At 47.9% G+C, this 24381-nt stretch carries 20 protein-coding genes; 7 read left to right on the top strand and 13 right to left on the bottom strand.

The features are described from left to right. Positions 1 to 40 precede the first annotated feature (40 nt). The gene (locus tag M654_RS01870; protein ID WP_026589248.1) at positions 41 to 1639 is read right to left on the bottom strand and encodes a catalase; all 1599 of its coding nucleotides are present in this window, start codon (positions 1637 to 1639) and stop codon (positions 41 to 43) included. Positions 1640 to 1826: 187 nt separating this feature from the next. Between M654_RS01870 and katA the strand changes: the two genes are divergently transcribed. From katA to M654_RS01850, 4 genes are all read left to right on the top strand, one after another. Continuing rightward, the gene (katA, locus tag M654_RS01865; protein ID WP_026589249.1) at positions 1827 to 3290 is read left to right on the top strand and encodes a catalase KatA; all 1464 of its coding nucleotides are present in this window, start codon (positions 1827 to 1829) and stop codon (positions 3288 to 3290) included. Positions 3291 to 3375: 85 nt separating this feature from the next. Next, on the top strand, positions 3376 to 3789 hold the full coding sequence (locus M654_RS01860) for a Fur family transcriptional regulator (protein ID WP_026589250.1): 414 nt from the start codon (positions 3376 to 3378) through the stop codon (positions 3787 to 3789). Between the two features lie 7 nt (positions 3790 to 3796). Beyond that, entirely contained in the window at positions 3797 to 4747 is a 951-nt protein-coding gene (gene hemH, locus M654_RS01855; RefSeq protein ID WP_026589251.1) for a ferrochelatase, read from the top strand. Positions 4748 to 5081: 334 nt separating this feature from the next. Beyond that, on the top strand, positions 5082 to 6098 hold the full coding sequence (locus M654_RS01850; protein WP_026589252.1) for a pectate lyase family protein: 1017 nt from the start codon (positions 5082 to 5084) through the stop codon (positions 6096 to 6098). Positions 6099 to 6142: 44 nt separating this feature from the next. Here the strand turns inward: M654_RS01850 and M654_RS01845 are convergent, their stop codons facing one another. The 7 genes from M654_RS01845 to M654_RS01815 form a co-directional block, all read right to left on the bottom strand. Then, positions 6143 to 6985, bottom strand: coding sequence for an NAD(P)H-hydrate dehydratase (locus M654_RS01845; protein WP_026589253.1), 843 nt, complete (start codon positions 6983 to 6985; stop codon positions 6143 to 6145). A 53-nt stretch (positions 6986 to 7038) separates the two neighbouring features. Further along, positions 7039 to 8253, bottom strand: coding sequence for a DUF418 domain-containing protein (locus M654_RS01840; protein WP_051290442.1), 1215 nt, complete (start codon positions 8251 to 8253; stop codon positions 7039 to 7041). Positions 8254 to 8362: 109 nt separating this feature from the next. Continuing rightward, positions 8363 to 10129, bottom strand: a complete 1767-nt coding sequence (cydC, locus tag M654_RS01835; protein WP_026589254.1) for a thiol reductant ABC exporter subunit CydC — start codon at positions 10127 to 10129, stop codon at positions 8363 to 8365. Continuing rightward, positions 10126 to 11850: a thiol reductant ABC exporter subunit CydD gene (cydD, locus tag M654_RS01830; protein WP_026589255.1), complete on the bottom strand. Its 1725-nt coding sequence runs from the start codon at positions 11848 to 11850 to the stop codon at positions 10126 to 10128. Before cydD ends, cydC begins: the two co-directional genes overlap by 4 nt. Next, positions 11850 to 12866, bottom strand: a complete 1017-nt coding sequence (gene cydB, locus M654_RS01825; protein WP_026589256.1) for a cytochrome d ubiquinol oxidase subunit II — start codon at positions 12864 to 12866, stop codon at positions 11850 to 11852. Before cydB ends, cydD begins: the two co-directional genes overlap by 1 nt. Next, positions 12853 to 14259, bottom strand: coding sequence for a cytochrome ubiquinol oxidase subunit I (locus tag M654_RS01820; protein ID WP_026589257.1), 1407 nt, complete (start codon positions 14257 to 14259; stop codon positions 12853 to 12855). The genes cydB and M654_RS01820 overlap by 14 nt, the downstream gene beginning before the upstream one ends. Positions 14260 to 14639: 380 nt before the next feature. Then, positions 14640 to 15509, bottom strand: coding sequence for a fructosamine kinase family protein (locus tag M654_RS01815; protein ID WP_026589258.1), 870 nt, complete (start codon positions 15507 to 15509; stop codon positions 14640 to 14642). A gap of 203 nt (positions 15510 to 15712) precedes the next feature. Between M654_RS01815 and M654_RS01810 the strand changes: the two genes are divergently transcribed. Both M654_RS01810 and M654_RS01805 read left to right on the top strand, forming a co-directional pair. Then, a complete protein-coding gene (locus tag M654_RS01810; protein ID WP_026589259.1) occupies positions 15713 to 16516 on the top strand; it encodes a formate/nitrite transporter family protein in 804 nt (267 codons plus the stop codon). Between the two features lie 67 nt (positions 16517 to 16583). Beyond that, positions 16584 to 16973: a DUF1259 domain-containing protein gene (locus M654_RS01805; protein WP_026589260.1), complete on the top strand. Its 390-nt coding sequence runs from the start codon at positions 16584 to 16586 to the stop codon at positions 16971 to 16973. Positions 16974 to 16994: 21 nt separating this feature from the next. Here M654_RS01805 and M654_RS01800 read toward each other — a convergent pair whose 3' ends face one another. The 4 genes from M654_RS01800 to M654_RS01785 form a co-directional block, all read right to left on the bottom strand. Next, a complete protein-coding gene (locus tag M654_RS01800) occupies positions 16995 to 18326 on the bottom strand; it encodes an NAD-dependent malic enzyme (RefSeq protein ID WP_026589261.1) in 1332 nt (443 codons plus the stop codon). A gap of 35 nt (positions 18327 to 18361) precedes the next feature. Beyond that, positions 18362 to 19759, bottom strand: coding sequence for a Na+/H+ antiporter NhaC (gene nhaC, locus M654_RS01795; RefSeq protein ID WP_026589262.1), 1398 nt, complete (start codon positions 19757 to 19759; stop codon positions 18362 to 18364). 225 nt (positions 19760 to 19984) lie between these two features. Beyond that, positions 19985 to 21412, bottom strand: coding sequence for an aspartate ammonia-lyase (gene aspA, locus M654_RS01790; RefSeq protein ID WP_026589263.1), 1428 nt, complete (start codon positions 21410 to 21412; stop codon positions 19985 to 19987). 21 nt (positions 21413 to 21433) lie between these two features. Then, positions 21434 to 22423, bottom strand: coding sequence for an asparaginase (locus M654_RS01785; RefSeq protein ID WP_026589264.1), 990 nt, complete (start codon positions 22421 to 22423; stop codon positions 21434 to 21436). Between the two features lie 213 nt (positions 22424 to 22636). Between M654_RS01785 and M654_RS01780 the strand changes: the two genes are divergently transcribed. Next, entirely contained in the window at positions 22637 to 22993 is a 357-nt protein-coding gene (locus tag M654_RS01780; RefSeq protein WP_026589265.1) for a helix-turn-helix domain-containing protein, read from the top strand. 53 nt (positions 22994 to 23046) lie between these two features. Here the strand turns inward: M654_RS01780 and M654_RS01775 are convergent, their stop codons facing one another. Further along, entirely contained in the window at positions 23047 to 24093 is a 1047-nt protein-coding gene (locus M654_RS01775) for a lactonase family protein (RefSeq protein WP_026589266.1), read from the bottom strand. Between the last annotated feature and the right edge of the window lie 288 nt (positions 24094 to 24381).

The raw sequence follows: 24381 nt of genomic DNA, 5'->3' as shown, positions 1-24381 counted from the left end.
GATGCCTGCTCTTTGTATGCGGGTGCATACGGTCACTTTTTTAATAAGGATCTTCACTATGCCCTTTTTCCTCCGCCTGCTTCGGCGCGTCTTCCGCACCTTCCGCTCCGATCGGTTCCCTGCTGGATGTATTTTGACTTGAGGCGTTTTTCAAGCCTTCCTCGATCCTGCTTCCATATTCCGAATCACATTGCTTGAACAGATCGATCATTTTCGTTTGAATTCTGTTGTCACATGGAGCGAGTGTATTGACCAGGTTTGTGATCAATTCGTCTTTTTCCCGATCATCGAATTGCCTGTAGGTCTCTCCCGCCTGTTTAAAATTATTCTGCCTGTCGATCGATTCGCGGACCAGATTTCCTTCAACATGCGGGGTGTATTCCTTGCCGTCCTGTTTCGCTTCTTTCAGCCCGTTGATGGTTGAAGGTTCATAGTTGATGTGCGGACTTTGATTTTTGCCTAAATCGACCTTGTATTGCATCTGCCCTCCCCGCTGATTGGTCGCCACCCTTTTTTTCGGAGCATTGATCGGCAGCTGGAGATAGTTGGGCCCGACTCTGTAGCGCTGCGTGTCTGAGTAGGAAAAGGTTCTCCCTTGCAGCATTTTATCATCGGAAAAATCGAGCCCGTCCACAAGCACGCCCGTCCCGAATGCAGCCTGCTCCACTTCTGTAAAATAATCTTCAGGGTTTCGATTGAGTACCATTTTGCCGACAGGAAGCCATGGAAATTGATCCTCTGGCCAGAGTTTGGTGTCATCCAGCGGATCAAAATCGAGCTCCGGATGATCATCATCGCTCATGATTTGCACGAACAGCTCCCACTCCGGATAATCTCCGCGCTCAATCGCTTCATACAAATCTTGTGTGGCATGATTGAAATTCTTCGCCTGAATCTCTTCCGCTTCATTTTGCGTCAAATTTTTAATGCCTTGTTTCGGCTCCCAGTGGTATTTCACAAGGACGGCTTCCCCTTCTTTGTTCACCCACTTGTATGTGTTCACGCCGGACCCCTGCATTTGCCGGTAGTTTGCAGGAATACCCCATGGTGAAAACAAGAAGGTGATCATATGCATCGCTTCCGGAGTATTTGAGATAAAATCGAAGATTCTTTCGCCATCCTGAAGGTTTGTAACAGGATCAGGCTTAAACGCATGGATCAAGTCAGGGAATTTGATGGCGTCGCGGATAAAAAAGATCTTTAGGTTGTTGCCGACAAGATCCCAGTTGCCATCCTCAGTGTAAAACTTGACCGCAAATCCGCGCGGGTCACGCAGCGTTTCCGGTGAAGACATCCCGTGCGTAACCGTGGAAAAACGGACAAATACAGGAGTTCTTTTGCCTTTTTCCTGAAACAGCTTCGCTCTCGTATACTTTGAAACCGGTTCGTCGCCTGCCGTCCCGTAAGCCTCAAAATATCCGTGCGCACCGGCTCCCCGCGCATGGACGACCCGCTCCGGAACCCTTTCTCTGTCAAAATGGCTGATCTTTTCTAAGAAATCATAGTTCTCCAATGTCGAAGGGCCTCTATTGCCGACGGTCCTGATATGTTGATTGTTTGTTACAGGATGCCCCTGGCGGTTTGTCAATGTGTCGTCTGTTTCCATATCGGACTTTTGCTGATTTGAGCTGTGCTCCATCTTATACACTCCTTTATTTGGAATCGTCCTTAATTTATCCCAATTCGGGAAAGTTATTCGGAATCATGACACTATGTAATCATCGATAATAAATTTTTGTTTATAATTATTATAAATAAATATTGTTTTTTTCTTGAGAAGTGTTATCATTATTTTGTAATGAAATTTAACGCGAGGTGATCCTTTAATGACGACAAACCAAAACAACCTGACAACCAGCTGGGGAGCTCCGGTTGGCGACAACCAAAACTCAATGACGGCTGGTTCCCGGGGACCGACTCTAATACAGGACGTCCACCTGCTTGAAAAACTCGCACACTTCAACAGAGAGCGCGTGCCTGAACGGGTTGTTCATGCAAAAGGCGCCGGTGCACACGGTTATTTTGAAGTGACAAATGATGTTTCAGCATATACAAAAGCCAAATTTTTATCAGACGTAGGAAAGCGCACACCATTATTCGTTCGTTTTTCAACTGTCGCAGGTGAAAATGGTTCAGCGGATTCCGTCCGCGATCCGCGCGGATTCGCTGTTAAATTTTATACAGAGGAGGGGAACTACGATCTTGTCGGAAACAACACACCGGTGTTCTTTATCCGCGATGCGATCAAATTCCCTGACTTCATTCATACACAAAAACGCCATCCGGTCACACACTTGAAAAACCCGGACGCCGTTTGGGATTTCTGGTCATTATCCCCTGAATCCCTGCACCAGGTCACAATCCTGATGTCCGACCGCGGCATTCCCGCCACTTACCGGCATATGCACGGCTTTGGCAGCCATACATTCAAATGGGTCAACGCCGAAGGCGAAGGGGTTTGGGTCAAATACCACTTCAAGACAGAGCAGGGCATTAAAAACTTGACCGAAGAAGTGGGCACAAAGATTGCGGGCGAAAATCCCGATTATCATACGCAGGATTTATATGAAGCGATTGAAAAAGGAGACTTCCCGGCCTGGAGGCTTTACGTTCAGATCATGCCTTTGGAAGACGCTGATACGTATCGTTTTGATCCATTTGATGTCACCAAAGTATGGTCGCAAAAAGATTATCCTTTGATTGAAGTCGGCCGCATGGTTCTAAATCGAAATCCGGAAAACTATTTTGCAGAAGTGGAGCAGGCGACATTCTCTCCTGGAACATTGGTGCCCGGCATTGAACCGTCTCCGGATAAAATGCTGCAGGGACGCCTGTTCGCATATGCGGATGCCCACCGCTACCGCGTAGGCGCTAACCACAACAGCCTGCCGATCAATCGCCCGAAAGCGGAAGTCCGCAACTATCAGCGCGACGGCCAAATGCGCTTTGACTCAAACGGCGGCGGTTCCGTCTATTATGAACCGAACAGCTTCGGCGGACCTGCGGAAGCGCCTGAACAAAAAACAACCGCTTATCCGGTATCAGGTTCGGCTGACAGTGTAGCTTACGACCATCATGACCACTACACGCAAGCGGGTGATTTATACCGCCTCTTAAGCGAAGAAGAACGCACCCGTCTTGTCAACAATATCGTAGGTTCAATGAAACAAGTAACAAAAGATGAAATTAAGCTTCGCCAGATTCAGCATTTCTATAAAGCTGATCCGGAATATGGCACACGCGTCGCAGAAGGGCTGAACCTATCTGTTCCGCAGGAGGCTAAAGCATAAGTTTTTCATTTTCTAAAACTTGCAGGCATCCGTCACAGCCAAGCGGATGCCTGTCCTTAATTCAGAATGGCAGGGGATGTTACATGTGGAAGAAGAACAGCTCGTTTTTTTATTAAAGAAACGCGGCTTGCGGGTGACAGCTCAGCGGGTGCTGATTTTAAAAACGATCATTACTTTAAATGACCACCCGTCAGCGGAAGATATACACCGCGAATTGCCTTACATGAGCCTGCCGACGATATACGGCAATTTGAAATTATTTGTGAAGCTCGGCATTTTAAATGAACTGCCTTATGGAGATGGAAAAAGCAAATATGAACTGTTTGAATCACAGCATTATCATGTCATCTGTAAATCATGCGGCAAAATCGTAGATTTAGAATATCCACAGCTCAAAGAGGTTGAACATGCAGCCGCACAGTTGACGCATTTCAAAGTGAATACGCATTATTTAGGTATTTATGGCGTCTGTACGGCATGCCAGGAGCAACAGAGGTGAAAAACATATGAAACGAAAAAAAATCGGCCTGCTCGTCATGGCTTATGGAACTCCTTATCAAGAAGACGATATCATTCCCTACTATACGCACATCCGCCATGGAAAAAGACCGACCGATGAGATGATCGACGACCTGAAAAACCGCTACAAGCATATCGGCGGGATCTCTCCTTTGGCAAAAATAACGGAGGCTCAGGCAAAAAAACTCGAAGATGTGTTAAACTCCCGGCAAAATGAAGTGGAATATGTCTCATATCTCGGCTTAAAACACATCTCTCCGTTTATCGAGGATGCGGTTGAGCAAATGAAGCGGGACCACATTGAAGAAGCCGTTTCCATCGTCTTAGCCCCTCACTATTCCACCTTTAGTACCGAAGTCTACAACCGGCGCGCCCAAAAAGCCGCGGAAAACATCGGCGGCCCCCGGATCGCGTCCATTGATGAGTGGCATCAGGAAGAGGGCTTCATCCGTTACTGGACAGAAGAAATCAACCGGATTCTTAAACAGATGTCTCAAGACGAATTGCAAAAAACCATTGTGATTTGCTCAGCCCACAGCTTGCCGGAAAAGATCAAGGAGCATGGCGATCCATATCCAGATCAGCTTAAAGAAACCGCAAAACAGATCGCAGAACGGCTGCCTTTTGACCAGGTCACTGCCGGCTGGCAAAGCGAAGGCAATACACCTGACCCTTGGCTCGGTCCCGATGTACAGGATCTGACCCGAAAGCTTTACCGGGAAGGCTACAGATCCTTCATCTACGCTCCAGTCGGCTTTGTAGCCGACCATCTGGAGGTTCTTTATGATAATGACTATGAATGCAAAGTCATTACAGACGAGCTCGGCGCCCCTTATTACCGTCCGCCGATGCCGAATACCGACCCCCGTTTTATCGATGTGCTTGCCCGCGTCGTATTAAAAAAAACTGCCGGTCATTTTACAACAGAGCTGGTTTAGCAGCTCTGTTGTACTTCATAAAAATGTGTGCCTCTTCACCATCGGCACAAGTAACCATAACACCCATCTGCAAAACGTCCCCTTTTTTCAATCAAATATGACAAATGCTCCCCCACCTTGATACGCTTCGCCTCAGATTCATGCCTTTTGTCATAATCACCAGCTTATAGCCGACTCCAACTCACTTCATGATTATTCAGATAATTCAGTTTTATGTGCTATGATCTCCGTAATTCCAATAAAAGGGAGGGTTGATCGTGTCCAACCTAGTCTATCCGCCATAAATGCAAGCGCTTCCTAAAAGGGTTTTAAAAAAGAAAAAAGGAGGAATACGATGAAGAAAATCATCAGTATCATGTTCATTTTTGTTTTGGGGATTATCGGATCGTTATCAACAGCGGTTTCCGCAGAAGCGTCATCTTCATTCAAGGCAGGCCCGCTTGCCGATTTCAGCTTGACGGGCTTCGCTTCTTTAAACGGCGGAACAACCGGCGGAGAAGGCGGCCAGACAGTGACCGTCACGACGGGAGATCAGTTGCTCGCGGCACTAAAGAATAAAAGTTCAAACACGCCCTTAAAAATTTATGTCAACGGCACAATCACAACCTCCAATACATCGGCATCAAAAATTGACATCAAAGATGTATCAGACGTATCGATTGTCGGCTCCGGAACAAAAGGTGAATTAAAAGGGATCGGCATTAAAGTGTGGCGCGCCGAAAACATCATCATCCGCAACTTAAAAATCCATGAAGTCGCATCAGGCGATAAAGACGCGATCAGCATTGAAGGTCCTTCCAACAATATTTGGGTCGATCATAATGAACTGTATCACAGCTTGAATGTTGACAAAGATTATTATGACGGATTGTTTGATGTCAAAAAAGATGCAAAATACATTACGTTCTCTTGGAACTATGTGCATGATGCGTGGAAATCCATGCTGATGGGCAGCTCAGACAGCGATAATTACAACCGGACGATCACATTTCACCATAACTGGTTTGCAAACTTGAATTCCCGCGTTCCAGCATTCCGATTCGGTGAAGGCCATCTTTACAACAACTACTACAGCAACATTATCGACAGCGGCATCAACTCAAGAATGGGCGCCCGTCTCAAAATCGAAAACAACCTCTTTGAAAATGCCAAAGATCCAATTGTCTCCTGGTACAGTGATAAACCTGGCTATTGGGATGTGTCCAACAATAAATTTGTCAACTCGACAGGCAGCATGCCGACTACATCGACAACATCCTATAAACCGCCTTACAGCTATTCACTCGACAGCGTGGACAATGTGAAATCAATCGTCAGGCAAAATGCCGGCATCGGTAAAATCAATCCTTAATACCTCCAGATGGAAACGTCCGGGTTCTTCGGACGTTTCCGCTTTTATTCCTCATACTTTTTCCATACCTCAGGCAGCCATTGGGACAGTTCATGTGCAAGCAATGTATGGGGCGAGCGGGATGTTGTCCAAGCGTCGGCACAGGCGCCGTGCAGATGGACAGCATTCAGCACCGCTTCTTTCGGGTTTTCGTGGCAGCACAGCATGCCGAGAATCATTCCGGTTAATGTATCACCCGTACCTCCTTTTGCCAATGCGTTGTTACCGGTCTGGTTTCTCCAGCACTCTCCATCGGGAAAAGCGATGACCGTTTCATTTCCTTTCAAAATGATCGTTACACCGAGTTTGGCCGCCCATTCTTTCGTAAGAAAAACGCGCTCTGCTTGCACCTCTTGAATGGACAGACCGGTGATTCTCGAAAATTCTCCTGGATGCGGCGTCAAAATCGTCGGTGCTTCGCGAGACGGGTACATTCGTTTTGACACAGCGCCGGCATCAAGTACAACCGGGCATTCTTCCTTCAATACCATACGTACTGCCCGTTCTGTTGCTTCAGACGGAAGGAGCCCGGGGCCGAGGGCAATCGCCCGAAAGCACATCTCCAATTCCCCATTTCCCACCCTTTTCAAGCCGTCCCGCCAATAGGTGGCTTCAGGCAGAACAGGAACGATTAAAGGCACCGCACCCGCTGATGTGCCGATGACAAGCTTTCCGATGCCGCTTCTCATCGCGCCATAGCCCGCGAGCAGAGCCGCCCCCGGCATATCATCGCTTCCGGCCAGCAGCAGCCCTGTTCCGAATGTTCCTTTATGGCTGTCCTTTCCCCTTTTCGGAAGGGTTGCTTTCACCCGTTCTTTTGTCCAAATCGGCGGTTTTTCTTCAGCCATTCTTCTTCACATCCTTTTAAATCAAACGTTTGTTTAAACTGTGAACCCTATTCTTATTTTGCCACAGAATGCCCTTTGCCCGTCATGTTCCTCTTCATGAAAGCTGGCGGCTTCAAATATGTTCCCAATCTCCACAGCCATTCAAACGGCCCTATGCGAAACCGGCTGGTCCACCAAACGCTGGCTGCCGTCTGACAAAGAAAAAACAAAGCGGCAATACCGATGCCGGCCAATACGCCGAGCTTTCCGAACAACCCCAGACCATACCCGTAAAAAATAAAGGTCATAACGATGCTTTGTGTGAGGTAGTTTGTCAGCGATAATCTTCCAACGGCTCCAAAAGGTTTTAAAACGCGCTGTCCCCCTTTAGACTGCGAGATCAAAACAATTCCCGTCAAGTAACAAAATGTCAGCGACAGCGGTCCGACGCCTTCACTCAGCATATAAACGGCCGGATTATCCCAAACAATCGGCAGTGTTTTCAAAGGAATACCGAGAGCGAGTGTCACAATGAAAACTTTGCGGATTCCCTTCAAATAAAGCCGGGGCTGATGGAGCCATTTTTTCTTCGCCGCATATAAACCGAACAGAAAAGGAGACAGCGTAAAAATAGGAGCGATCAATAGGATCATCACCATGACCATCCATTCCGGAAGCTCATCCTCAACACCGAATAAAGGAACGACCTCATTCGCCCGGTAGGACACGATCTCCCAATAGTCTCCGTTTTGCATCACCAGGGCCGTGCGCTCATTAAATGCCGCTAATTCCTGATCAGGCTCCGCCCCTCCGCTTCCATAGCAGATGAGAACATAGAACGCGAATAGACTGACCGCCCAAATCAAAATGGTCTTCGGTTTCCGGTTGATAAACAGAAACAACAGGCCGATTCCGATGATGCTGTAACTGAGCAAAATGTCTCCATCCCAAAGAAAATAGCCGTGCAAACCGCCAAAGGCAGCCAGTATCAGAAAGCGCCGTATAAAAATGCGACGATATGTCACGATTCCCTTTTGTTCCAATCTGTCTTTCATTAACACCATACCGTAGCCGAATAAAAAAGCGAACAGCGGCATAAAGCTGCCGACAGCAAAAATCCTTGTCCATTCATATGCCCAGTGGTCATAGGATGGCAACGGTTTAAAGGATAAATCCTCCCACATCCCGTATTGAAACAACAGCATGTTTGCCAGCAGAATCCCGAAAAGCGCAATCCCCCTCGCTTGATCCAACCAAATCACCCGCTCTTCCCGCAGTTGAATATTCAATCGTTTCCTCTCCCTCACCTGTCATATGAATTGATTATATCAATGGCCGCTTAACCCCAGTTAATCCGCTCCTTAAAAATGGCTAAAAACTGCTAAAGAAAAAGCAGCTTCAAATGAAGCTGCCCTTTCGATCCTCATGCCGCAACGCCGGCGCATCCAGCTGATATAGCCGCTGATAGCGCTTGTTTTCTTGCAGTAAATCTTGATGTCTTCCTTCCATTTCAATTCTTCCGTTTTCGAGAAAAAGAATCCGATCGGCCGCTTCAGCTCCCGCCAAATGGTGGGTGATCCAAAGAACGGTCTTTCCGTCAAGCGCTTCAAACATCGTCAAAAGCAGCTCTTTTTCCGTTATTGGATCAAGCCCGACGGTCGGTTCATCCAAAACGATAACAGGTGCACCCTGCAATAGAATGCGCGCCAGTGCGATCCGCTGCCGCTCTCCTCCGGAAAAGCGGCTCCCCGCCTCCTGCACTGATGTATGATAACCGTCAGGAAGCGATTCAATCAGATCATGAAGCTTGACCTGCCGCGCCGCCCAGTACACTTCTTCATCGCTCGCTTCAGGATTGCCGAGACGGATATTATTTAAAATCGTCGTATCAAACAGATACGGCTTTTGATTTAAAACGCCGACAATCCGGGAAATGTCATCTTGCAGGGCAACGGCTTCAATTCCGTTAAAAGCGACTCGTCCTGCGTCTGGAGAAAGCGCCCCCTCGATCATGGTCAAAATCGTTGATTTACCCGCACCGCTCGGTCCGAGGAGCGCGATTTTCTCCCCTTGCTTTACGGTAAAAGAAACACCGCGCAACACCGGATGGCCGGATTCATATGAAAATGAAACATTGTCAAAGCGGAGGGTGACATCGTCTAAACCGACTGCCTCGGCAGTTTCAGGCGAAACGGTATCCGCTTCCGCTTGTGCGGGCCTGAGCTGCTCCATGCGCCGCAGCGAATCCTCGTACGCCGGGATCGCCCCCGCCGCATCAGAAAGCGGAAAGAATGCTTCTGTCAGAGGAAACACCACAAGGACAAACGCGGCAATGAACGTATGGGGCAATCCGCCTTCCGCACTTAGACCGCCTGCCCACATCAGCATCAGCAGCACGAGTCCGGCTGCAAGACACTGGACGGCAAAGTCCCTCCAGCGCGAAAAACGCTGGCGTTTTCTCTCGATCTCCAACCACCTGTGCTCCTCTTCTTCATATGCATCGATAAAGTCGCTTTGCCGACCGCTGAAAACCCAGTCGCTCACACCCATGACGCCATCGGTCAAGCGGCGGTAAAGCCGGCTGCGGCCTTTTTTCAGCTCGATGTTTTTCGCCCTTGTGACAAGCAGGGAAACGAGCGGAACAAGAAAAACGAATACTGCCGCATAGATCGCGATGAGTCCGGCAAACGGCCATGAAAAACTTCCGAGAGCGACGATGAAGATGGTATACAAAAGCAAGGCGGAAATGCCCGGAAAAACCGTCTTCAAATACATATCCTGCAAATGCTCGATATCATCAGCCAAAATTCCGAGCATATCGCCTGTACGAAAACGCGAACGCAATTTCAGCGCCTGAGGTTCAAGCATCCGGTACAGGCGAACACGCATGTCCGATAGAATTTTCAATATGATATGGTGGCCCGTCAGCCGCTCTACATACCGGGAAACAGAGCGTAAAATCCCAAAGGTGCGGACGGCTACGATCGGCACGTAAATCATCAACACATTTTCCGGACGAGTCGCCGCTTTGGAAATCAAATAACCGGACGTAAACATAAGGGATGCGGCAGAGGACACCGTTAGTCCGCCCAGCAAGACCACAATGATTAAAAGCTTCATATTCTTTTTCACATACGGCAGCACCCACCGGTCTTCCTTTTTCATGATGCACCCCCAAAAGACTGCGCCTGCACGAGATCGTAGTAAACCCCGCGCTTTTCGATCAGTTCTTGATGTGTTCCGGTTTCAGCCACTTTCCCATCCTGCAGCACGATGATTTCATCCATATCAAGCATCCAGTGCAGCCGGTGGGTCGCCAGCAAGACGAGCTTATCCTCAAACAGCTTCAGCATCGTTTGCTTCATGTCATATTCTGTTTCGACATCCAAGTGTGCGGTCGGTTCATCCAGCAAGAGAACCGGACGATTTCCGAGAAAGGCCCGGGCGATGGCGATCCGCTGGGCTTGCCCACCGCTCAATGCCCTTCCACCTTCGCCGATTTGTTCCCCGAGTCCTGAAGGAAGCTGCGCAATCAGCTGTGAAAGTCCCGCAGCCTTTGCCGCCTGTTCGACTTCTTCGTCTGAAGCGCCTGGATGATAAAAGCTGATGTTAGCGCCAAGTGTATCCGGAAAAATAAACGGATGCTGCGGAATATAAAGCAGCTGCCGCTGCCAGCTTTCCGCCTGAAGATGCGACCGTTTTGCATCTCCGATTTCGATAGCGCCGTTTTTTGTTTCCAAAAAGCCGCCCAGCACATCGATGAGTGTAGACTTCCCCGCACCGCTTGCACCAATGATTCCGATTTTTTTCTTTCCTTTAAAAGAAAGGGAAATATCGGTTAATGAACTCTCTCCCTCTTCACCGTGCTGTACAGAGACACCTCTAAGCCTGATTTGACTCTCAGCTGACCATTCATCAAGCTGAAGCGGTTTCTCTTCTTTAAATGAAGGAGCGTTAAGAATCACTTTTATCGCTTTTCCGGCTTCCTGGCCGTTTAATGTGGCGTGGTAGTCATTGCCGACTTCCCGGACCGGGAGAAAAAATTCGGGAGCAAGCATCAAGATCGCGAGGGCCGTACCGAGCGCGATATGTCCTTCGACAAGGCCGAGGCCGAGAAAAACGGCTACCGTCGCGACAGACAGCATCGTAAAAAAGTCGAGGGCAAATGATGAGAGAAAGGCGATTCTAAGCGTGTTCATCGTCGCCTTCCGGTACCTTTCGCTCACCTTAAAGATATTTTTTGTATGTGATCGGCTTAACCCTAAAAACTTCAAAGTTTCCAAGCCGCGCAGCGAGTCTGTGAAATGATTGGACAGCGTTTCATATGTTTTCCATTGCCGGTCTGCCTTTCTTTTCGCGGCATAGCCAAGCAGAATCATAAATGCTATTAAAATCGGCATCGCCACAATCAGCACTACGGCGGATGTTCTGTCTTTGAAAAAGACATAGCAGACGACAGCCGCCGGAATAACAGCCATGCTGATCATTTTCGGAAGAAACAGCTCCAAATAGCGGCGGAACTGGGCAATCCCTTCCATCGCAAGCGTCACCACATGGCCGGTTCCTTCGGTTCTCGCGAGACGCGGCCCTGATTGAAAAAGCTTTTCAAGAAAGCTTTTCCGCATGTCGGCTCCGGTCTTTGCGGCGTAGTCATACACAGCCCGCTGCTTCACGACTGTGATGGCATGGCGGAGAAGAAACGCCGCCAAAAAGAAGGCCGCCAATGAATAAACCGAATCCACTCGCCCGCCATTGAACAGGCGTGTCACCGCTTGTGCGAGCCATTCCGCCTGCATGATCACAGCAGCAGCCTGAATGCATGTCAAAACGGCAAGCAGTGCGAGAATCCGTTTGATCCCTTTATATTGAAAAAGCTCTTTTCCCATTAATAAATCATTGGCTCCTTGCTGCTGACCCGTTTCCGGAATACATAATAGCTCCATACTTGATAGCCGAGCACAAACGGCAGCAGTGCGAGCGCGACGATCGTCATGACTTTCAATGAATAGTCGCCTGATGAAGCATTATACACCGTCAAATCGTAGGCGCTTTTGATAGAGCTGATCATCACGCGCGGGAACAGCGCCGTAAAGATCGTCGCCACCGTCAGCGCGATTCCAGCTCCAGTCATGGCAAACGTCCAGCCGTCGCGTTTTTGTTTCATAAACACAATGGACAGCACATAGCAAACGACGATTAAGGCGGCAAGCGGTATCGTGGCTTGTCCGCGCCCTGTAAATAAATCCGTTTGAAAAATCGACATCCCAACAAAGACCACAAGCGCTGCCAGCGCCGCAAACACGACTTTTTGAGCGAGACGTCTTGCACGATCTCTGAGATCGGCATCGGTTCTAAGCGTAATAAAGATCAGTCCGTGCAACAGACAGAGCAGGGTGACGGTGACGCCTCCTGTCACAGAATAAAGATTCACGTAATCCGTAAAACCGGCGTGAAGATTCATATCAGCATCGATCGGCATGCCCCGCAGAATGCTTGTGAATAAAACGCCGAACAAAAACGGAGGCAGAATGCTGCCGAAAAATACGACCCAATCCCATGTTTTCTTCCACTTAGCCGCCTCCACTTTTCCTCTGAATTCAAAAGCGACGCCCCGGCCGATCAATGCCAACAGGACAAAGACGAACGGTATATAGTATCCGCTGAACATGGTCGCATACCAATTCGGAAAAGCCGCGAAAATCGCGCCTCCCCCGGTCAGCAGCCAGACCTCGTTCGCATCCCAGAAAGGTCCGATCGTATTGATCATCACCCTCCGTTCAAGCTCATTCCGTCCCAGAAACCGGGTGGCCATGCCGACGCCAAAATCAAAACCTTCCAGAAAGAAAAATCCCACGAACAACACAGCGACCAATATGAACCAAAGCTCATTAAGAGATACCATGGTAAACCTCCTGATCAAACGGGTCTGTCGATACAGAGCCATCATGATGATGCTCATGATGTTCAGCCCCTTTTTTAATCTCGCGGATAAACAAGTAAACAAGAACGATCGCCAGCACGAGATAAATCGCGGTAAACGCGATAACCGAGAACAGAAGCATTCCCGCCGATACGTTCGGTGAAACGGATTGCGCCGTCGTCAAAATGCCGAAGACCGTCCACGGCTGGCGTCCGATCTCAGTCATGATCCAGCCCGCCGTGTTCGCGATGAACGGAAACGCGATCAGTGCGACCATCGCCCGCAAATACCACTTGCTTGACTCAAGTTTTTTGCGGAAGCTGAGGAAAAGACCGGTTAAAGCGGCAAAAATCATCAATATCCCGGCGCCGGCCATGATTCTGAAGCTCCAGAACGTCGTTTTCACCGGCGGAATGTAGTTTCCTTCGCCATACTTCTCTTCATATTGTTTTTGCAATGTTTTCATTCCCGGCACATCACCGCTGAATTGTTTGTACGCCAGGTAGCTGAGCGCATACGGAATGCTGATTTCTGATTTGTTTTCCTGCTTGTCCGAATCAATATTGGCCAAAACCGTCCATGCCGCCGGATCGCCGCTGTCATCCCAAAGCGCTTCACTTGCCGCCATTTTCATCGGCTGGCTTTTCATCAGATGCTGTGCCTGTTCATGCCCGCTGAAAGCCACGCCGAGGCCGGAAACCAGCGCCACAACCAGCGCGATTTGAAAAGACTTTCTGAAAAACAGCATTTCCTGTTTTTTCAGCATTTTATATGCACTCACACCGGCAATAAAAAATGAACCGGTTGCAAGCGCGCCGAAAATGACATGGGGAAATTCCACCCAAAGCTGCGGATTCTTGATGATGGCGAAGAAATCGGTCATTTCCGCACGGCCGTTTTTGATCGCGAAACCAACAGGCTCCTGCATAAATGAATTGGCCGCCAAAATCCAAAACGCCGACAGCATAGTGCCCAGCGAAACAAGCCAAATCGACAGCAAATGAACCTTTTTCGGCAGGCGATCCCAGCCGAATATCCACAGGCCGATAAAAGTGGATTCCATAAAGAATGCCAAGAGCGCCTCCACAGCAAGCGGAGCGCCAAACACATCCCCGACAAAGCGGGAGTACTCCGACCAGTTCATTCCGAACTGAAATTCCTGCAGAATACCTGTCACTACACCGACGGCAAAGTTAATTAAAAATAAATGCCCCCAAAATTTAGCCATCGTCCTGTAAATGTCTTTTTTCTTGGTCACATAAAGGGTTTCCATCAATGCAACCATAAAGACAAGCCCGATCGACATCGGCACAAAAATAAAGTGAAAAATCGTTGTTGAAGCAAATTGAAATCTGGCTAAGATTAATTCGTTCATCCCCTGCTTCCTCCATTTCCAAAGTTGATCACAGATCATGAAGTTTGTTCAACATTTCACAATAGATTGATGAAAGGTGACGCTGTTAAACGCCCTTTGAAGTGATTGGCCGAAAATTAATCCAATAGACTTATAAATCAATCTATCGACTTCTTATATAAGTAATTTACACCGTTTATTCATAGAAAAAAAGATCTAATTACCTAAAAAATGGTTTATTTTGTGTCCAAACATTGACTAAACTTTAAACTTTTTTTGACAGCTAATAGGATTTATTTACCATGACCCATGGAGAAAGCACGCCGATCAATAAAAAAACACCCTTTGAAGGGTGTCCAATACCTGTCACAAAATCGGTATCTTTTGCCTATATCCATTTTTCACCCAATATACCGCTCTACTATGTTCTCAGCATGGGGCAGATAGCTGCAGCCAAACGAATTCAAATGCAAATAGACGTAAAAAAGCTGATAAAGCGGCCATATTTCCCGGTCCAGCGGCTCGCCTGAAGCTTCTTCATAAGCGCGGTAAAACCGATCCGTAAAACCGCCGAATAAAGCGGTCATCGCCAGATCCATCCGGCAGTCGCCATACAGAACAGCCGGATCGATGAGATATGGAGAGCCGCCTTCCCCCGCTATCCAGTTGCCTCCCCACAGATCACCGTGCAGAACAGATGCGCGGGGGCGATCCGGGAGCCAGCGGCCGATCGATTCAGCGAGACGGATATGACGTTTGGCCTGCCGGCCGCTTAAAAACCCTTTGTCCTGCGCAACCGCAATCTGCGGCAGCAGCCTTTTGTCCCGATAGTAATCATGCCAGCTCGCATACTTGCCGTTTTCCTGCTTGAATGTGCCGATATAATTGTCATACGACAGCCCGTAATAAGGTTTTTCCGCATGATGCATGGCCGCGAGCCGTCTTCCCAACTCTTCTTCCGTTTTGTCCGACCGAACGCTTTTGATATATGATAGTACGAGAAAACGCTCCAAATCCTTCTGGCTGTTATAAGCCAGAACCTCCGGCACCAACACCGCCTCTGTTTTGCCAAGTTCATGCAGCCCCATGGCTTCTTTTTCGAAAAAGTCGGCAGGCACTCCTTCGTTTAACTTGATAAACAGATGAGCTTCGTCTGTTTCTACGAGAAACGCCCGGTTGATGTCGCCTCCTCCCGCTTCCTTCACCTGTTTGATGAAGCGGCCCACTCCGGCTGATGTGACTGCTTTTTCAATGGTTGTTTTGACATCCATACTGTCACCCCCACTCACTTTATAACAAACCTTATGCGGAAATGAAAAGAGTTCGGCAGGTGAAGGGTTTCTGAGATGTTTACATGTTTTATAGATTGTTGTTCACATAAAAGTCATTTATATTTGTGAAATATTTCACAATATCCTGCTATACTTAAGTCGTACTCAAAAGACTTCTTAGTAAATACTTGGTGGTGGTAAACATGGAAACTAAATCGCTGATTCGCGTAGAAGAGCTTGCTTTGAAAAAATACGGAATATTCGAACAAAGCCGTCTTCATTATCTTCTTCGTTCTATACTGGCAAGCATGTTCATCGGATTCGGCGTGATCGTAGCATTTAAAACAGGGAACCTTTTTTATCTTGAGGGGTCTCCGTTCACATATCCAATTGCAGCGGTCACATTCGGGGGAGCCATTATATTGATTGTCTATGGCGGGGGAGATTTATTCACGGGAAACACGTTTTATTATACATTTGCAGCGCTTCGCAAAAAAATGCGCTGGACTGATGTCATCAAGATGTGGATCTTCAGCTATGCGGGAAACTTAATGGGCGCCGTCCTATTCGCAACCATCATCTTTGCAAGCGGCCTATTGAAAGATTCGTCTTCCACCGGCTTCTTGCTGAGCGTTGCCGAGCATAAAATGAATACGCCAGCCATCGAATTGTTTTTTAAAGCGATTCTTTGCAACTGGCTCGTCTGTCTGGCGTTCTTTGTGCCGATGTCACAAAAGGGCGACGGGGCGAAAATGTTCTCCATGATGCTGTTTGTTTTTACTTTCTTTATTTCCGGATACGAACACAGCATTGCCAACATGGCCACTTTTGCCGTCGCCTTGGTGACAGACCATCCTGAAACGATTTCCCTGGCCGGTGCCGTCCACAATATCATTCCGGTTACATTGGGAAATTTGGTCGGCGGAGCATTTATGATGGGGTTCATGTATAACTATGCGAACAAACCGGAAGCAAACGGCGAAGAAATCATCAAAAAACCGCACTGATAAATGATCATGAAACCGAGCCTTCATTCATAAAATCAGGTGACATTAAAATGGGAGGTTCGCGGACATGCAGCATTTTCAAACGATTTGCCGGCAGTTCGGACAAATTTTAAATGGAGAACCGCACGTCGAAAACGGCGTTTGCTCCGTCAGTATCAACCGGCACTTAAATATCAGAGTTCAGGGGAGGCCGAGCAGGGGAGTCGGGATGGAGGAAGTCATGTTCGAAGCGCTTGATCAAAACGGCATCGCCCTCAACATGGCGGAAATCGCGATTTTGCCGAAAGAAATCCCGGTTTTCACAAAAAAGCTGACCGATCAGGGCCTGATCATCAGCGCGTTGCATAACCATTGGCTGTTCACTGAACCGAATCTGTTATACATCCATTTTCAGTCAGTGGAATCGCCGTTAACATTTGCAAGAAAAACAGCTGCCGCTTTATCTGTTTTACAATAAAACGGCAGCTGTTTGTTTTCTTTATTCATTCATTTTTCCCATCGCAGAAAGCGCGACTCTCTCCACCGCTTCAGCGACGATTTCATGAACGTCGGGATTCAGCGGATCTGGCACAAGGTCGCCTTGTTTTGTACAGGATGCAATCGCCTCTGCTGCTGCGACCAGCATCGGATGGCTGATCGATTCCGCCCCTGCGTTCAACACGCCTCTGAAAATGCCCGGGAATCCAAGGACATTGTTGACGGACCGGCCGTCAGCGGCGTAGGCTGCACCCGCCTCAAGCGCATCTTCAGGCTCAATCTCCGGTTTCGGATTGGAAAGAGCCAAAATCACCTGGCCTTCACGAACCCATTGTTTCTTGATCAAACCTGGAACACCGGTAGTGGCGATGACGATGTCACAGCTTTCCATCAGCTCTTCAATGCTTTCAGCCGCGTGTCCCCCGTAATTTTCCAAACGGGCCATCGCTTCCAATGATTTATCCGTTCCGACAACCCGTTTGACACCGTAAGCCATGAACATCCGGCAGATGGCAACCCCAGCTGCTCCGAGCCCGATTTGGCCGACATGCGCCTGCTTTAAGTCGACGCCGGCGCTTTTAGCGGCTGAAATCGCCGCCGCCAGCGTGACCACAGCGGTGCCGTGCTGGTCGTCATGCATCACCGGGATGTTCAAATTGTTTTTCAAGCGCTCTTCGATTTCAAAACAATGCGGAGAACCGATGTCTTCAAGGAGAATCCCGCTAAATCCGGGCGAAATGTTTTGAACTGTCCGCACAATGTCGTCAGGATCTTTCGTATCGAGCAAAATCGGTACACCGCTGATGCCCGCCAGCTGGTCAAATAGAGCGGCTTTCCCTTCCATAACAGGCATTCCGGCAACCGGGCCGATATCGCCGAGGCCGAGGATGGCCGTTCCGTCCGTCACGATCGCCACCGAATTGCCGATTCCTGTATAGATGTTTGCTTTTTGCGGCTCTTCCTTTATAAGCTCGCAGACGTTTGCCACCCCTGGAGTGTAGACCCTTCTCAAGTCCGCCAATGAGTGAATCGGCATCTTGCTCTTCATGCCGATTTTCCCGCCTTCGTGTGCGGCAAGGACATCATCTGAAACGGTATGAAGATGGATGCCTTCTTTTAAATTGCGAATTACGTCAAGAATCTCCGTCAGCTGCTCTTCATGCTCAACCTGAACGGTAATGTTGCGCATCGTATAATTCGGCCCGACCTTGATCGTTTCAACTTCTCCAATATCGCCGCCGGCAAGGCCGATGGCCGTTGTCACCTTTCCAAGGTTTCCGGGTGCCGAAGGGATCTCCAGCATCAAATTCCGAATAATGTTATTGCCATTCATAACTGAAATACCTCCAATGATTGATTAAAGATCAGCTACCCCGCAGGTGAATCTTTTTTGTCCGTATACCAAATGAATTTCCCTGTATAGCCGTACAGAATCGCAAGTCCGATGGAAACGAAGCTCAGCCACATAAACGGCAGATAGGAGAACGTCGATACGCCGAGAATCCCGGCCATATAAATTCCGTTATCTGACCACGGCACCATTCCCGATGTCATGGTCCCCCCGACCTCCGCGTTTCTTGACAGCACCCTGCGGTCGATATGCAGCTTGTCATAACTTTTTTCCATGATTTTCGGTGTCAAGATGAGGGAAACGTACATCGCACAGCCAAATACATTTGCCAGGAAAGCGACAATGATCGTTGAAAATGTCACATTTCCGGCTGATGTCAGCTTTTTCTGGAACTTCGACACAATCACTTGTAAAACGCCTAAATGTTCAAGCAAACCGCCAAAACCGAGTCCAAGAATAATGACAACGACAGAGCCGAGCATCCCTTCGATTCCGCCGCGGTTTAAAAGCTTGTCCAAAAAGTCGATGCCGGTATCGATTGAAAACCCGCTGTAAGCTGTGCCGATCGCAGCGGAAAAATTCATGTCTTGGAATACCGCGGCCCAGATGGCGCCTAATAGAGCACCGATCGCAATCGTCGGCACCGACGGCTTTTTCATCGCCAATAGAACAATGACAACGATGGCCGGAATGAGCATCCAAATGTGAATATCAAATGTGTTCTGCAGTGATGCTTTCAAATATTCTACTTTAGCCAAGTCGACATTTTTCGTTCCGTAAATAAATCCGGTAATCGTAAACAGCACCGCCGTGATGATATAGGCGGGAATGGATAAAAACAGCATCGCTCTGACATGTCTGATGACCTCGACCTTTGATAAAGACGAAGCAAGCACTGTGCTGTCGGAAAGAGGCGATAATTTATCTCCAAAATAAGCGCCGGACAAAACAGCGCCGGCAACAAGCGGAAGCGGCAGTCCCAGTCCTTCCCCGATCGCCATCATGGCGATTCCGGCCGTACCGACGGTTCCCCAGGATGTCCCTGTTGCAACAGACGTAATCGAACAAATGATGAGCGTGGCGAGCAGGAAAATGCTCGGGTGGATAAATTCAAGTCCGTAATAAATCAACGTCGGCACAACCCCTCCGGCTATCCATGTGCCGATCAGAGCGCCGACGGCTATCAGGATGAGTATCGCTTCAAGTCCATTGGATATCCCGGTTGTAATCGATTTTTGCAAATCCTCATAACGGTGCCCGAGGCGAAATCCGAGCAAAATCACTAAAAACCATGAAATGAATAATGCCAGCTGAATAGGCAAATCAAACTTAACTGTAAACGAACATACTATGGCTAAAAACGCGCCTAATACACAAATAATTTCCAGCATAGACGGCAACCGTGTATTTTTCATCCTGAGATCCCCCTTATCAATTGAAACGCTTTCAAAGAAAAATACATAAAAATAGCGATTTAGTTCAAGTTTTTCATAAAATTTTAACTAACACAGCCCAGTATATCATGAAAAAGGCCAGGACCGTAACCCTTTACACTGCTCTCATTCGTTTTACAAGAAAAGCGAAAACACTCTGTATTTCTATCCCGGTATAAGCTTTAGAGTGTTTTCGTCTGTCGTTAGTTAATCACGATTCAAAAGTTCCGCACCGGCAATACCCGGCTTTGTCATTTCAAAAGGATTTAAAATCAAATCGAGCTCTTCCTCTGTCAATACATCATTTTGCAGGCATAAATCGCGGACCGATTGACCTGTCAGAATCGCTTCTCTCGCAATTCTGGCGGCCGCTTCATATCCGAGGTGCGGGTTGACGGCCGTAATAACGCCGGCGCTTTTTTCAACATAGGCTTTCAACCGTTTTTCATTCGCTTCAATGCCTGTCACACAATGATCCGTAAAGGAACGGAATCCGTTGTTCATGATGCTGATCGATTGAAGAAGGTTAAACACGAGCACAGGCTCCATCACATTCAGTTCGAGCTGGCCTGCTTCAGAAGCGAGGCAGATCGTATGGTCGTTCCCAATGACTTGGAAGGCGATTTGGTTAATCAGCTCAGCCATGACAGGATTGACTTTTCCCGGCATAATCGACGAGCCCGGCTGTCTTGCCGGAAGGGAAATCTCAGCCAGTCCTGCGCGCGGACCAGATGCCATTAATCTCAGGTCATTGGCGATTTTGGACATATTCATCATGCAGACTTTCAATGCCGCTGATACTTCCGTATATGCGTCCGTATTTTGCGTCGCATCGACAAGGTGGTCAGCGCCGACAAGCGGAAGTCCGCTGATGTCCGCCAAATATTTGACGACATGTTCAATATAGCGGGGATCTGCATTCAGCCCGGTTCCCACTGCGGTAGCGCCCATATTAACCTCGTACAGATGCTGGCGCGACTGTTTAATCCGCTTGATGTCGCGTTCGATCACGCGGCAGTACGCTTCGAATTCCTGGCCGAGGCGAATCGGAACCGCATCTTGGAGATGGGTGCGCCCCATTTTGATGACATGGTCAAAGTCGCGCGCTTTTTTCTTAAAGGCGTCAAGCATGTAATCCATCGTATCGAGCAGCTTTTCCAGAAGCTTGAGCGTCGAAATGTGAATGGCCGTCGGGAATACGTCGTTTGTCGATTGCGACATGTTGACGTGCGTATTCGGACTTAAGTGAATATATTCCCCTTTCCCGTGGCCGAGCAGTTCAAGCGCGCGGTTGCCGATGACTTCATTCGCATTCATGTTCATTGAAGTTCCGGCGCCGCCCTGGATTGGGTCGACGATAAATTGATCATGCAGCTTGCCGTCGATAATCTCGTCTGCCGCTTGAACAATCGCTTCACCGAGGCCTTTATAAAGGCGCTTTGTTTCCATGTTCGCGAGCGCGGCCGCTTTTTTCACAACAGCCAATGCTTTGATCATTTCTTCGTGAATTTTGTAGCCTGTGATCGGGAAATTCTCCGCTGCCCGCAATGTTTGAATACCGTAGTAGACATCGGCCGGAATGCTTTTTTCTCCGAGAAAATCTTTTTCCGTCCGGTATGTCATTTCAGCTTTCATTTGCTAACCCTGCTTTCTTTTTTAAATGATGATATCGTCTGAAATCGGTGTCTCCATGATTTTCTTCACTTCACCGGGATCCCCGGTTTGCCCTAAGGCCCACATGAGTTTCGGCACGATTGCTTCGGTGTTCATGTTTCTTGAACGGATAATGGCATCCTGGTTTACCTTTCGGCCAACCTCGTAAATGCTCATATCTTCTCCTTCTTCAAGGCATTGCGTCGTAATGGCGACGACGATTCCGGAATCGATCAGCTCGTTCACTTTTTCCAGAATGTTTCTTTTTTCAAATGGAATACCGCCGCTGCCGTAGCTTTCAATCACAATACCTTTATATGAATCTTTCAGACAATCCAAAAACTCGGGCTTTAAGCCGGGGTGCAATTTTAAAAGACACACATCAGTATTTAAGGAAGTATCAATCTTCAATGTGCCAGGCTTTGCCTCAGGCGCCCGCTTGTTGTACTCGATTTCCTTGTCATGGATGAAAGCGATATAAGGATAGTTGATACTTTCAAAAGCATCATAGCTTTTCGTTCTCAATTTGATCGCTCTCGTTCCCAAAATGACACGTCCATCAAAGACGACGTACACTCCGCCGATCCCGTCGCAGGCAAAGCGGACCGCGTCTTTAATATTTTTCTTTGCGTCCGTCTTCTTAAATGTAATCGGAACCTGGGAACCCGTAATCACAACAGGCTTGTCAACATTCTGCAGCATGTATGAAAGCGCTGCCGATGTATAGGCCATCGTATCTGTGCCATGGGTGATCACAAACCCGTCATAGCGGCTGTAATTTTCATAAACCGCTTCCGCCATTTGCACCCAGTGTTCAGGCTGCATATTTGTACTGTCTATATCCATTAAAGATTGGCAATCTATCGTATAATTTGAGTAGTCATCAGATAAATAGCTGAGAAGCTCTTCCGCTTTAACCCCCGGTGCCAGTCCATTTTCTCCTTCTACTGAAGCAATGGTCCCGCCGGTGGTCAAGAGCAGTAACTTTTTCATGTGCAACACCTCTTTAAGAAGTCAATTTATTCAGTCTAAAGCACGATCAGAAAATCAATGGCGGTCTGCATGTAAGCGCTGTATACGCTTTTTGCGTACCTTTAATGCAATTATAGTCTTCAAATGTGAAATAATCAAGAAAGTTTATTCATTACGCGTACACTTTTCCTGATATTATGCTATAATCACTTTGAATCAAAAGGAGCGTAAAATATGAATTTAGATCGATTAACAACACTGAGAAAAAGTAAAAAATGGTCATTGCAATATACTGCCGACCTTCTCGGGATTGCAAAAAGCACTTATGCGGGCTATGAATCAGGCTATCGCCGCCCTTCTTTAGAGGCGCTGATCGAAATCGCTGATTTATTCAACACCTCAACCGATTATTTGCTTGGCAGAGTTGACGATCCGCGGAATGGGAAGGATAAAAGTGATGCCATTGAGTTGACCGAATGGGGCAAGCACAAGCTTGCGATCGACGGGACGCTTCTTTCTGAAGAAGACATCAAACAGATGGCGGCGTTTATCAAGGTTAAAAAACAATTTGACAGCAATTCTAAAAGTTAAACATAGAACGAAAAAACTTGACTGGCAGGGAGGCCAATCAAGTTTTTTTATGACTAGACATATAAAAATTTTACACAAACCGCTTCCGGAGCCGGGACATTAGATTGCAAAAGCGTCAGTCTCCCCGTTTTTTCATCTCTTGCAAACAATGTCAGTGTTCCTGTTTCCTGATTGGCAGCGATCAAAAACTGTTCGGATGGATCAAGCGCAAAGTCCCGCGGCCATTCCCCTTCAGTTGACACGTGTTCAACAAGGGTAAGCTCGCCCGAATGTTCGTTGACGCTGAAGACGGCAACACTGTCGTGTCCGCGATTTGAAGCGTATACAAATTTGCCGTCCTTTGTGACGTGGATGGCGCCGCCCTGGCTCGCACCGTCAAAGCCTTCCGGCAATGCCGAAATCACTTGAATCTCCCTGAATTCACCCAAATCAGGATTGTATTCCAACACGATGACTTCATTGCTCAGCTCCGTTAATACATATGCATACTTTTCCTGCGGGTGGAACTCGATATGTCTCGGCCCTGAGCCCGGTGCAGCAGCGTGTTTTTTCACTTCTTCAAGCCGGCCCTCTTTCAATTGATACGTGATGATAAGGTCCGTTCCGAGATCGACCGCCACTGCATATTTCTGATCAGGCGTAAATCCGGAATAATGGGTGTGTGCTTTTTCCTGTCTCTCATGCGGTCCTGATCCCTCATGATGCACCTCTGATGAAGGTGCAAGCAGACCGCGGTTCTCATTTAAAGGATAAGAGATGATCGTCCCGCTGTGGTAATTGGCGGAAAGAACATAGCGATTGTCCTGATCGACACTGACATGACAAGGTGACGGCCCTTCTTCCGTTTGCCCGTTGATGAAGGTCAGCTCACCGGTGGAGCCATCAATCCGATACGCGGCAACTCCGCCCTTGTCTCCGTCTTTCGCAACCGCATACAGCATTTCATTGTCTTTGGCGATATTCAAATATGTCGGACTGCCTAACTTTGCAGCGAGCTTCGGCGTCGTTAACGCTTTGTTCTCCGTATCAAGCTCGAATGTATAAATCCCTTCGCTGTCTGCTTTTGTATACGTTCCGATATAACCTCTGTACTTCGGCATCTTGATCCTCTCCTTTTTATACAGTCGTCCATTCCTATTTTAACTTACTGAAGCTGAATAATCATGATCTGGTATATAAAAACCTTAGACGCTCATATGAAAAAACCTTTTTATGATATTCTTAACATAAAAGGCTTTGACATCCGCTTATATCATGGAATCGCTCTCGTCCGGCAGCGGAGAAGTGAAAAATACCGATTTGAAAACGTTGTAACGACTCATTTTGCCACTGTACTTGAAATGTATCTCCATGAAAATTCCCTCTCTAAAAGACTTGCGGGGTAAAAT

Source organism: Bacillus sp. NSP9.1 (assembly GCF_000465465.2).
Taxonomy (GTDB): domain Bacteria; phylum Bacillota; class Bacilli; order Bacillales; family Bacillaceae; genus Bacillus; species Bacillus sonorensis_A.
The sequence above is the reverse complement of the archived record's forward strand: the minus strand, read 5'-3'. Positions and strand labels throughout refer to the sequence as shown.